This is a genomic window from Ruegeria sp. CDSA141 (assembly GCF_059612005.1).
In genome coordinates this window covers 224,363-235,766 of record NZ_JBXWPT010000004.1, presented here as the reverse complement: position 1 = coordinate 235,766, position 11,404 = coordinate 224,363, and the positions used below count along the sequence as shown (strand labels likewise).

9 protein-coding genes are annotated in these 11,404 nt (G+C 56.2%); 6 read left to right on the top strand and 3 right to left on the bottom strand.

The annotated features are described in order from the left end of the window. Positions 1-3: 3 nt before the first annotated feature. A complete protein-coding gene (locus AC2FLP_RS09015) occupies positions 4-777 on the bottom strand; it encodes a DeoR/GlpR family DNA-binding transcription regulator (RefSeq protein WP_117873168.1) in 774 nt (257 codons plus the stop codon). A 217-nt stretch (positions 778-994) separates the two neighbouring features. Between AC2FLP_RS09015 and AC2FLP_RS09010 the strand changes: the two genes are divergently transcribed. The 6 genes from AC2FLP_RS09010 to AC2FLP_RS08985 all read left to right on the top strand — a co-directional run bounded on the left by AC2FLP_RS09010 (position 995) and on the right by AC2FLP_RS08985 (position 9,403). Beyond that, positions 995-1,939: an ABC transporter substrate-binding protein gene (locus AC2FLP_RS09010; RefSeq protein WP_117873170.1), complete on the top strand. Its 945-nt coding sequence runs from the start codon at positions 995-997 to the stop codon at positions 1,937-1,939. Positions 1,940-2,013: 74 nt separating this feature from the next. After that, positions 2,014-3,036 carry a quaternary amine ABC transporter ATP-binding protein gene (locus AC2FLP_RS09005; RefSeq protein ID WP_117873172.1) on the top strand — a complete coding sequence of 341 codons (1,023 nt, stop codon included), beginning with the start codon at positions 2,014-2,016 and terminating at the stop codon, positions 3,034-3,036. Continuing rightward, positions 3,033-5,024, top strand: a complete 1,992-nt coding sequence (locus tag AC2FLP_RS09000; protein WP_496682862.1) for an ABC transporter permease — start codon at positions 3,033-3,035, stop codon at positions 5,022-5,024. The genes AC2FLP_RS09005 and AC2FLP_RS09000 overlap by 4 nt, the downstream gene beginning before the upstream one ends. A gap of 1 nt (position 5,025) precedes the next feature. After that, complete coding sequence (locus tag AC2FLP_RS08995) at positions 5,026-5,907, top strand: choline/ethanolamine kinase family protein (RefSeq protein WP_496682865.1); 882 nt, start codon at positions 5,026-5,028, stop codon at positions 5,905-5,907. An 8-nt stretch (positions 5,908-5,915) separates the two neighbouring features. Next, the gene (locus AC2FLP_RS08990) at positions 5,916-8,360 is read left to right on the top strand and encodes a GcvT family protein (protein WP_496682868.1); all 2,445 of its coding nucleotides are present in this window, start codon (positions 5,916-5,918) and stop codon (positions 8,358-8,360) included. A 266-nt stretch (positions 8,361-8,626) separates the two neighbouring features. After that, positions 8,627-9,403: an inositol monophosphatase family protein gene (locus AC2FLP_RS08985; protein WP_299898058.1), complete on the top strand. Its 777-nt coding sequence runs from the start codon at positions 8,627-8,629 to the stop codon at positions 9,401-9,403. Positions 9,404-9,429: 26 nt separating this feature from the next. Here the strand turns inward: AC2FLP_RS08985 and AC2FLP_RS08980 are convergent, their stop codons facing one another. Together AC2FLP_RS08980 and AC2FLP_RS08975 are read right to left on the bottom strand one after the other, a co-directional pair. Continuing rightward, positions 9,430-10,440: a FecCD family ABC transporter permease gene (locus AC2FLP_RS08980; protein ID WP_117873182.1), complete on the bottom strand. Its 1,011-nt coding sequence runs from the start codon at positions 10,438-10,440 to the stop codon at positions 9,430-9,432. A 1-nt stretch (position 10,441) separates the two neighbouring features. Further along, positions 10,442-11,392: an ABC transporter substrate-binding protein gene (locus tag AC2FLP_RS08975; protein ID WP_299898061.1), complete on the bottom strand. Its 951-nt coding sequence runs from the start codon at positions 11,390-11,392 to the stop codon at positions 10,442-10,444. Between the last annotated feature and the right edge of the window lie 12 nt (positions 11,393-11,404).

Below are 11,404 nucleotides of genomic sequence, written 5' to 3'. Positions count from 1 at the left end.
CGCCTATTCGGCCACAACAAGGTCAATTTCATTCGCCGAAAGCATCTGGCGAATACCCTCGGGCGGGTTCACATCAGTAAAGAACAGATTGATCTTGTTGGCAGGTTCCAGTGTTACCGGCGCGCGTTTTCCCAGCTTTTCGCCATCGGCCACTACAATACGAACCTGTGCGTTTTGAATGGCGACGCGGGCCAGGTTAGCTTCTTGCAGGTCGTGCAACATAAAGCCCGGATCCGCATTGACCGCTCCAACAGACAGAACCGCGAAACGGACGTTCAAACGTTTGATGAGGTCCTGAGCTTCAACACCAAATGCGCCGCCATCATGTGAGCGCAGCTCGCCACCTGCCATGAATACGCGGTTGTTGTTTCTTGAAGCCAATGCCTGGGCAACAAAAACCGAATTGGTCACTACAAAAAGATCACTGTGGTTGCCAAGCGCCTGCGCCACATATGCGGTTGTCGAGCCGATATCGAGGAAAACTGAGTCTCCGTCGCTGATGACCTCGGCAACCGCTTTCGCCAACTTCTCTTTCGCGTCAACCTTCTTGTCCAGACGGCTTTGCAGCGACGGTTCCAGAATGTCCTCGAGAAGATGAACTCCGCCATGGACCTTACGCACAATGCCGCGCTCTTCCAGATTGCGCACGTTTCGCCGAATGGTTTCGAGGCTGACCCCAAGATCATTTGCCAAAACGCTTACCCGGCATGACCCACCCGCGCGAAAAAGCGCGCGCAAGATTTCTTCTTCTCGTTGGTTGGTGGTCTGAAGGTTCATGGGCCGCGCTCTGATGGCATCGTCATAAGGGACTTAAAGCCATACCACAATACCCACATAAAGCAACGCGAAGCGACAGATTTGCTTTTGAAATCTGCATTAATCAGGAAAAAATGTGGCTTTACGTGGTTTTTATTGACACAAAACCCCACGATGTGGTCGTCTATACTCAATACCACCGATTCATCGAAAAAAATCACGACAGGGAGAAGGTGTTATGAATTGTAAAATGGGAATTTCTGCGCTGGCCTTTATGGCAGTCGGAGCCGCAACAACTGCTTGGGCTGTTGAGTCCTCGGACCCGATCAAGTTGACGCTCCACGACTGGTCGGGGCAGTTGATCAATACCAAGATCATGGGTTCGATACTGGAAGAAGCTGGATACAACGTTGAATATGTTCAGGCGGATTACATCGCTCAATTCGCCGGTCTGAAAACGGGTGACCTGCATCTGGCGATGGAAATCTGGGAAACCACCGGGCGCGAGGCTCTGGACGAAGCAACCGGAACCGGCAAGGTCGTCAATGTCGGCGAAACCGGCCTGATGGCGATCGAAGAGTGGTGGTACCCCAGTTACATGAAGGAACGGTGCCCGGGATTGCCGAACTGGGAAGCGTTAAAAGATTGTGCCGAGGAATTCGCGACGGCTGAAACTGCTCCGAACGGGCGTTATGTCGGTGGACCGGTGACCTGGGGTGGCTTCGATGACGAGCGTGTCGAAGCGCTTGAACTGGATTTCGAAGTCGTCCATGCGGGCACCGACGCGGCCCTGTTTGCCGAGTTGGAATCCGCGTATCAAAGGCAGGATCCGATTGTCTTATGGGTCTACGTCCCACATTGGGCGCCGGCGAAATACGAAGGCGAGTTCGTCGAATTCCCGCCATTTACGCCAGAATGCTATAGTGACCCTTCGGTTGGTGTGAACCCAGACATGGCCTATGATTGCGGCAAGCCGCGTGGCCCGATCTGGAAAGCCGCCTGGTCTGGCCTGCAAGAAAAGTGGCCAGGCGCATATGACATTATCGAAGCCTACAATATCAACAATGATGAAATGAGCGCCATGGTCGGCAAGGCCGATCTTGATGGCGTGGAAATCGACAGCGTTGTTGCAGAGTGGATGGAGACCAACAAAGACCGCTGGTCTGGCTGGATCTCGAAATAATCCACTGGCCAGAGCGGGCCTGTCGCTCTCTCGGTCCGCTCTGGCCTTTTTCGCGAATTAACCGGACCACACTGATGCCCCCCAAGACCAAACTGTCGTGCCGAAATATCTGGAAGCTCTATGGCCCCAACGCAGATCGGCTTCTGCGGACAACCCCTGAACCTACGGCAGATGATATTCGCAAGGCAGGCGTGATCGGCGCAGTCCGCAACGCCAATATCGAGATCTCTGAAGGCGAGATTTTCGTCATCATGGGCCTGTCGGGGTCTGGCAAATCAACTCTGGTTCGGTGCTTGTCCCGGTTGATCGAGCCTACTGGCGGAGAAGTCCTGTTCGATGATGCTGACCTTTTGCGCGCCAGTGAGAAAGAACTGATTGAAATCAGGCGTCACAAGATGGGCATGGTGTTCCAGCATTTCGCGTTGCTGCCGCATCTGACCGTTTTGCAGAACGTAATGTTCCCGTTGACTATTCAGGCCACTCCCAAAGCCGAAGCCGACGCCAATGCCCGCGAGGTCGTGGAATTGGTCGGCCTGAAAGGTCGTGAAGATTATTATCCGCGCGAACTCTCGGGTGGACAGCAGCAGCGCGTGGGGATCGCCCGGTCGCTTGTGACTGAACCGGACCTTTGGTTTTTGGACGAGCCGTTTTCGGCCCTCGACCCATTGATCCGCCGCGAGATGCAGGACGAATTCCTGCGCCTGCAGGAGCGCCTGCACAAGACGATTGTCTTCATCACCCATGATTTTGAAGAGGCGGTCAGACTGGCTGATCGGATTGCCATCATGAAGGATGGTGAGGTGATCCAGATCGCCACACCAGAACAGCTTGTGATGCATCCTGCAACGGATTACGTCGCTGAATTCACACGGCATATCCCCCGGTCCAAAGTTCTGACAGTCGGTGGCGTCATGATGGCCGGGGCTGCTGGCGAAGGGGACCCGATCTTGCAATCGACCCGCGTGTCCGATGTGGCCGAACGGATCATTGCCGCAGACGCGCCGATCCCTGTTGCTGACAACAACGGGCAAGTCGTTGGCGCCATTGATCGCAAGGCCGTGGCGCACGTGCTGTTTGGCGGTGGAGACGTGGCATGACACGCCTGAACCGCAGTCAGATCATCATTCTGGTGCTCGTTCTGATCACGGTCATTCTTGGTTATTATGGTCGCGATCTGAGCAAAGCCTTGGATGCGCGCTGGCTGACAAAGTTCCCTTCGGCCTGGGTCATTCCGTTCAAGTCCTATATCTCGTTGGCAATGTCCTGGCTGATCGAAGATGCGGCCGTTGGTCCGGTCTCGTTCACCGATATCACCCGCGCCATCGCATGGTTGATCGAACAGCCCTATAATCTGGTTCTTGCCCTGCTGGCCGACGGCTTTGTCAGCGGTCAGGGGAATGACGCGCAGGTGATCCTGCCTGCAATCAGCTGGATTGTGGTCATCACCGCCGTTGTCGCCTTGGGTCAATATTGCCGTGACTGGGGATTGGCCGCTTTGGTCGGGGCCTGCTTTATCTATCTTGCAGTTTTCGGACAATGGGGCAGCGCCATGGTGACGCTGGCGTCGGTCCTGATTGCCGTACCAATTGGCGCAGGTGGAGGATTGCTGTTGGGCATTCTGGCCTATCGCCATCCGCTTTTTGAAAAGATCATCTCGCCCATTCTGGACTTGATGCAGACGATCCCGATCTTTGCTTATCTGGTACCGATCCTGTTCATGTTTGGTTTTGGCCCGATCTCTGCCTTGGTCGCGACGATCATCTATGCGACCCCACCGATGGTGCGGATCACCACGCTGGCGCTGAAAGGCGTTGATCCCGAAATCCTGGATTTCGGGCGCATGGCGGGTACAACCCAGCGGCAGTTGATGTGGCGAGTGCTTGTGCCCTCGGCCAGCCACAGCCTGATGGTAGGCGTCAATCAGGTGATTATGCTGACCCTGAACATGGTCATCATCGCCTCGATGATTGGGGCAGGGGGGCTGGGCTTTGACGTCCTCGCCGCGCTGCGCCGTCTGGACATTGGAGCAGGGTTCGAAGCCGGCATCGCCATCGTGGTACTGGCCATTGCCGTCGACCGTCTGAGCCAAGCCTTTGCCGAACGTATGGGGCAAGTGCATCATGAGGCTCCCGGCTCGTGGATCGCTCGTCATCGCCGGACGGTTTTGGTGCTGATTTTATTGGTGCTGACCTGGGTTCTGGGACAGTTCTCGCCACTGCTGCTGGAATACCCCCAAAGCCAGACCATCACGACCGGTGCGTTCTGGGATGACACTGTCGCGTACCTGAACGTCAACTATTTCGACATGTTCGAGGCCATCAAAGTCTTCTTTCTGACGTGGTTCATGATCCCGATCAAAACGGTTCTGCTGGGTATCCCATGGCCTTGGGCCATCGCGATGCTGACCTTGCTGGGATGGCACGCTGGCGGTTGGCGGCTGGCGCTGTTGTGTGGTGGGATGGCCTCATTGATCCTGCTTTCGGGCTTGTGGTCAAAGGCGATGGTAACCGTGTATCTGTGCGGTGCATCCGTCATATTGGCGACGCTGATCGGTGTGCCCCTGGGAGTTTTGTCGGCGCTGAACAAACGCGCCGGGACGGCCATCAACCTGCTGATCGACACGCTGCAAACCCTTCCCAGCTTTGTCTATCTGATCCCTGTCGTCATGCTGTTCCGGGTCGGCGATTTCACCGCCCTGATCGCCATCGTCCTCTATGCGCTGGCCCCAGCTGTCCGCTATGCCGCCCATGGCGTGCACTCGGTCAGTGAGGAACTGATCGAGGCAGGTCTGGTCTCAGGCTGCACCCGTACGCAACTGCTGCGCCATATCCGGCTGCCGATGGCGTTGCCTGAAATCCTGCTGGGCGTCAATCAGACGATCATGCTGGCGCTGTCAATGCTGGTGATCACCGCCCTCGTCGGTACCCGTGATCTGGGGCAAGAGGTCTACATCGCCTTGACCAAAGCCGATACCGGTCGCGGTCTGGTGGCCGGTCTGTCGATTGCCTTCATTGCCATCATCGCTGATCGGTTGATCAATGCCAGTGCCCGTCAGGCCCGCACCCGCTTTGGACTGGAGAGTTGATATGAGCCATCCTGATCTGATGACCCGCATCCGCGCTCTGCCAATCTGGCAGGGTAAAATCGAGGCCACTCCTCTGACCGGTGGCATCACCAACTTGAACTTCAAGGTAACGGATGGCAGCGGGTCTTATGTGGTGCGTGTGGGCGACGACATCCCCCTGCATCAGGTGATGCGGTTCAATGAGCTGGCCGCCAGCAAGGCAGCCAATGCAGCGGGTCTGTCGCCTGCCGTGGTACATTCCTCAGGTGATCTGACAGTGCTGGAGTTCATCGAAAGCCGCACCTTGACGGAAGAAGATGTCCGCCATCCGAACATGCTGCCCCGTGTTCTCGAATTGGTCAAAACCTGTCATGTCGAAGTGCCGAAACACCTGCGCGGGCCGTCGCTGGTATTCTGGGTATTCCACGTCATCCGGGACTATGCCGCAACACTGACCGAGAATGACAGCGCCCATACAAAGCTAATCCCCGATCTGATCGACGCAGGCACGCTGCTGGAGCGTGAGGCAGGGCCGTATGACATCGTGTTCGGCCATAACGACCTGCTCTGTGGCAATTTTCTGGACGACGGCAATCGCCTTTGGCTGATCGACTTCGACTATGCCGGATTCAACTCGCCGCTTTTTGATCTGGGCGGGTTGGCGTCGAACAATGGGCTGTCGCCTGAACAGGAAGACTGGATGCTTGAAGCCTATTTTGAGGCCCCGATAACCGACGACCTGCGCCATCGATATGCGGCGATGAAATGCGCCTCGCTGCTGCGGGAAACCATGTGGAGCATGGTGTCCGAGATCACCTCGGATATCGACTTTGATTACGCAGCCTACACAGCTGAAAACCTGGCGCGGTTTCGCGCAGCCCTTACCGATTTCGAAAACACCTGAGGACAGACATGACCGACCTTCCTACAACAGCCAAAGCCGTCATTATCGGCGGCGGGATCATCGGCTGCTCGACCGCCTATCACCTGGCCAAGCTGGGCTGGACTGACACGGTGCTTCTGGAGCGCAAGAAACTGACTTCAGGCACCACGTTTCACGCCGCAGGGTTGGTTGGACAGTTGCGTTCGAACGCAAATATCACGCAATTGCTGGGCTATTCCGTCGATCTGTACAACAAGATCGAAGAGGAAACCGGCCTCGGTACAGGCTGGAAGATGAATGGCGGCTTGCGCCTTGCTTGCAACGAAGAGCGCTGGACCGAAGTCAAACGGCAGGCCACGACAGCGCATTCCTTTGGTCTGGACATGCAACTTCTGACCCCATCCGAGGCGCAAGAGCTTTGGCCCTTGATGGATGTCTCCGACGTGATCGGCGCGGCCTATCTGCCGACTGACGGTCAGGCCAACCCGTCAGATATCACGCAGGCATTGGCCAAGGGCGCCCGCATGGCCGGGGCGAAGATATTCGAAGACACCAAGGTCATCGATATCGAGATTGAAGATGGCAAGATTCTCGCGGTAATCACCGAACATGGTCGGATCGAGTGTGAAAAGGTGATCTGCTGCGCCGGGCAATGGACCCGCACCTTTGCCAGCCGCTTTGGCGTCAACGTTCCTCTGGTTCCGATGGAACACCAGTACATGGTGACCGAACCTTTCGACGTGCCCGGCAATCTGCCCACTCTGCGCGATCCCGACCGGCTGACCTACTACAAGGAAGAAGTCGGAGGTCTGGTCATGGGCGGGTACGAGCCGAACCCGATCCCCTGGGCCACCAAGGGGATTCCGCAAGGTTTCCACTATACCCTTCTCGACAGCAACTTCGATCATTTCGAACAGCTTATGGAGCTTGCGCTGGGGCGCGTGCCTGCGCTGGAGAACACTGGCGTCAAAACGTTGACCAACGGGCCGGAAAGCTTCACGCCTGACGGCAATTTTATCATCGGCGAAGCGCCTGAGTTGAAGAATTTCTTCGTCGGCGCGGGCTTTAATGCCTTTGGCATCGCGGCTGGCGGCGGTGCAGGCATGGCGCTGGCGGAGTGGGTATTTAATGGCGAGCCGCCCTTCGATCTGTGGTCTGCTGATATTCGTCGCTTTGGCCGCCCGCATTTCGACACCGACTGGGTTCGCACCCGTACCGTTGAAGCATACGGTAAACACTACACGATGGCTTGGCCGCATGAGGAACATGACTCTGGCCGCCCCTGTCGCAAGTCGCCGCTTTACGACACGCTGAAAAAGCAAGGCGCGTGCTTTGGAGAGAAACTGGGCTGGGAACGCCCCAACTGGTACGCCGATGCATCAAAGGGCGAGACACCCAGGGATGAATACAGCTTTGGCCGCCAGAATTGGTTCAATGCCGTAGGTCGCGAACATAAAGCGGCACGCGAAGCGGCTGTGTTGTTCGATCAGACATCTTTCGCCAAATTCGCCCTTAAGGGTCCGGATGCACTGGCAGCGATGAACTGGATCTGTGCCAATGATGTGGACAAGCCGGTTGGCGCCCTTGTCTATACCCAAATGTTGAACAACAAGGGCGGGATCGAGTGCGACCTGACCGTTGGGCGTGTGGCTCATGATGAGTTCTACATCGTCACCGGTACTGGCTTCGCCGCTCATGACTTCGACTGGATCGACCGCAGCATTCCCGAGGTTATGAATTGCCAGCTATTCGATATCACCTCATCGAATGCAGTTCTGTCATTGATGGGACCAAAAGCGCGTGAGATTCTTGCGGCGGTGACGCGCGATGACGTCTCGAATAACGGGTTCAAGTTTGGCGCGATCCGCACCATCGGTATCGCCGGGTGTCCGGTCAAGGCGCTGCGTGTGACCTATGTTGGTGAATTAGGGTGGGAACTGCACCTGCCCGTGGAGTATGCACAGACCGTCTATGACGCGCTGATGGAGGCCGGGCGGCCGCATGGATTGATAAATGCGGGCTACAGGGCCATTGAATCGCTGCGCCTTGAAAAAGGCTACCGCGCCTGGGGTTCGGATATCGGGCCGGATCATACGCCGTTCGAAAGTGGCTTGGGCTGGGCCGTGAAACTCCGGAAGAATATTGATTTCAAAGGGCGTGCCGCCTCTGAGGCGCAAAAAACCGGCGGCGTAAAGAAGATGCTGGCATGTTTCACGGTTGAACCCGACGTTGTTCTTCTGGGGCGTGAAACGATCTATCGGAATGGCGAAAGAGTCGGGTGGCTGACCTCGGGCGGCTATGGCTACACCGTCGGAAAGTCGATCGGCTACGGTTACATCCGAAACGCAAAGGGCGTCGACGCGGAATACGTCACATCAGGGACATATGAATTGGATGTCGCAACTCAAAGGGTTCCGTGCGAAGTGACACTGCAACCGCTGTACGACCCGCAGATGAGCCGGGTGAAAATCTGACCCGAGGGTGCAAGAGCTGATCAACTGACAAACACACAGCGATCGGAACGCATAGGGAAAGCATGCTAACACGGCAAATCCGCCCCGAATGTCCGGAAGGTCGTTGAATCTGGCTGTTTTTGACCTATAAGCCGTTGATAAAGTTATAGTATTGTTACACTTCACGCCAATCTGAAGACTGAACTGCATGACTTCTCATTCAGTTTTCAGGGCAATCAATCCTTCATCCGTCGGAAATCGGATGACTTCAGCCGAAAGGACCGGAAATGGTAACCTCAGATGCGTTGACTGAACACGCGATGAAGATTGCTGATATTGCCTCGGAGTCCGCTATGCGTTTTTTTCGGGGTTCTTTAGGTGTTGAATTCAAGCAGGATGAAAGCCCGGTGACGCAGGCCGACAAGGCAGTTGAAGCAGAAGTACGGGCCTATCTGAATCAGCATTTCCCAGAGCATGGCATCTTTGGCGAAGAACACGGTCAGGAGGCTGGCGACGGGCTCCATATGTGGGTCATTGACCCCATTGACGGAACCCGATCGTTTCTGTCCGGCCATCCCTTGTTCGGATTCCTTTTGGCTCATCTATTTGATGGACAACCTCAGTTCGGACTGGTCGGAATGCCGGCCTTAGGTGAGACCTACTTGGGAGTAATTGGTGACGGCGCCCGCCTGAACGGGCGACTGGTACAGGTCGCACAAACAACACGCCTGGATCAATCGGTTTTGTATGTGAATGAAGGGGACAAGATCTACCGCGACCATCCTGACCTGTTCACCCGGCTGATGACCGCAGGGCAGACGCGCCGATTTGCCTATGATTGTTACCCCCATGCCTTGCTTGCTTCGGGGCATGTCGATGCTGTCGTGGATTACGATTTGCAACCTTATGACTATCTGGCGGTCTCACCCCTTGTCACAGCCGCTGGCGGAGTGATGACCGATTGGCAGGGGCACGCTTTGACCCTCGATTCAGATGGCGCGGTCGTTTCCGCCGCAACCCCCGAATTGCATGCCGAACTGCTTGACCTCATCAATGTTGAATAATGAAAGTGTCGCGCAACCTCTGGAAACTAGTTCCCGCGATCAGATTTGAATAAATACAAGAAGACAAAAAGTGATCCTATTGACGTTGTGACGATTCCGACGGGCAACTCCTGCGGAGCCAGAAGAAGGCGTGACAAGATATCAGAGAGAGTCAGTAGAATTGCGCCCACGATGGCTGAGGCGACCAGCAGGTTTCGGTGCAGAGTTCCGGCGATGCCGCGTGCAATATGCGGTACCATCAACCCGACGAAGCCGATGACGCCGGCAACGGAAACGAAACTGGCCGTCGCCAACGCGGCAACGAAGAACATACTGAACCGCAGGCCCTGAACGGGAATACCCAGTGAAGAGGCTGTAAAATCTCCGGTCAGCAGTGCGTCAAGCCACCGGCTGCGATAAAGTGAATAGCTCAGAATCAGGCCCAATCCGATTAAGACAAGTGGGAACGTTTCCCATCTTGCCAGTCCCAAACCGCCAAGCATCCAGAATATCACCGAATGCGCAGCGCGATTGTCGCCAGAGAAAATCAGGTAATTGGTGATCGCGGAAAACAGAAAGGATACCGCCAAACCAGCCAGGATAAGTTTTTCAGGCGCGCTCGTGCGTAAGCCCTGAACCAGCGCCAGAACAATGCCGGATGCGATCAGGCCGCCGCAAAACGCCGCCAACGGCAACGTCCAGATGCCCAATACATCACCTGTGACCGTGATCACCAGAACGGCGCCAGCAGCTGCACCAGAGGACAGACCGAACAGAAACGGATCTGCCAGATCGTTTCGCGTCGTTGTTTGCAAAACAACACCAACGACGCCCAGCCCCGCGCCAATCACGGCAGCAAACAGGGCGCGGGGCAGGCGAAGGTCGAAGACGATCCGGTGCAAGGGCGACATGTCTCCGTCCACCAGACCGGTTCCAAGACCGATGGCTGTAAAAACTTCGCGCAGGGGGATAGGAGTGGTCCCGTAGACGATGGACAACAGCAAAAGGGCGGTCAGAACAACCGCCCCCAACAAAATCAAACGGCCCAATTGGACCATATCAGTTGGTCTCCGGGTGCATGGCCTTCGCCATTTTCTCGATCGCCTCGATGTTTGCCGGGCCGGGCGTCAGTTCTTCGTAACGCAGGCCAATCCAGCGTTCGTTCTTTACCGCGTCCGTTTGTGACATCACCGGATGATCCTTCAGGAACTGAAAGGTGTCCTCTGCGCCGTTGCCGGACTGATAGTCGAGCAGCACCAGAAATTCCGGGTTAGCCGCTGCCACGGCTTCCCACGACGTGCGGCCCCAGCTGGTATCCAGATCATGTGTCACGTTTTCGCCACCGGCGGCTGCGATCATTGCATCGGGAATGGCGAACTTGCCGGCAGTAAACGGAGCATCGGCCGGTCCGTCCAGCAGGAACACGCGGGGCTTTGCCAGATCGGCTGTTTTTGCTTCAATGGCGGACAGTTGGTCCTTCCAGTTGGCAACCAGCGCTTCGGCCTCGTCCTCGACCTGCATGACCATGCCCAGACGCAGAACGTCACCAAACAAAAGGTTCATGCTGGCCTCGGGGCGATTCTTGTCCAGATGCACGCAGCTTTCGGTCAGGACCATGGTCTTGATACCAAAGGGTTCCAGGGTGTCGGGCGTGACATCGCCACCGGGTTTCATGCCATAGTACCAACCGGCAAAGAACAGATCGGGCTCGACGGCCACAAGGTTTTCAATGGTCGGGTATTTGGGGGCAAGTTCTGGGATATCGCCACGCTGAGCATCAAAATCGGGGCTTGTTTTGTACCAGCCGGTAATTCCGGTAAGCCCCACGATCTTGTCCTGAAGGCCGAGTGCAAAGGCCATATCCGTCATGTTCATGTCGTGCACGACCAGACGCTCGGGCGCCGTTTCAAAAACAAGCGGTTCGCCGCAGTTGTCCACCGTGACGGCCTCCGCTGCTGCGCCACTTGCCAAGCCAGTGAAAACAACCACTGGCCAGAGTTTGTGCATCATTTTTAGCTCCTG

Excerpts from the sequence above, each read along its gene's own strand:
- AC2FLP_RS08980 (WP_117873182.1), bottom strand. The coding sequence starts at position 10,440 with ATGGTCCAATTGGGCCGTTTGATTTTGTTGGGGGCGGTTGTTCTGACC.
- AC2FLP_RS08990 (WP_496682868.1), top strand. The coding sequence starts at position 5,916 with ATGACCGACCTTCCTACAACAGCCAAAGCCGTCATTATCGGCGGCGGG.
- AC2FLP_RS08975 (WP_299898061.1), bottom strand. The coding sequence starts at position 11,392 with ATGATGCACAAACTCTGGCCAGTGGTTGTTTTCACTGGCTTGGCAAGT.
- AC2FLP_RS09010 (WP_117873170.1), top strand. The coding sequence starts at position 995 with ATGAATTGTAAAATGGGAATTTCTGCGCTGGCCTTTATGGCAGTCGGA.
- AC2FLP_RS09005 (WP_117873172.1), top strand. The coding sequence starts at position 2,014 with ATGCCCCCCAAGACCAAACTGTCGTGCCGAAATATCTGGAAGCTCTAT.
- AC2FLP_RS08995 (WP_496682865.1), top strand. The coding sequence starts at position 5,026 with ATGAGCCATCCTGATCTGATGACCCGCATCCGCGCTCTGCCAATCTGG.
- AC2FLP_RS08985 (WP_299898058.1), top strand. The coding sequence starts at position 8,627 with ATGGTAACCTCAGATGCGTTGACTGAACACGCGATGAAGATTGCTGAT.
- AC2FLP_RS09000 (WP_496682862.1), top strand. The coding sequence starts at position 3,033 with ATGACACGCCTGAACCGCAGTCAGATCATCATTCTGGTGCTCGTTCTG.
- AC2FLP_RS09015 (WP_117873168.1), bottom strand. The coding sequence starts at position 777 with ATGAACCTTCAGACCACCAACCAACGAGAAGAAGAAATCTTGCGCGCG.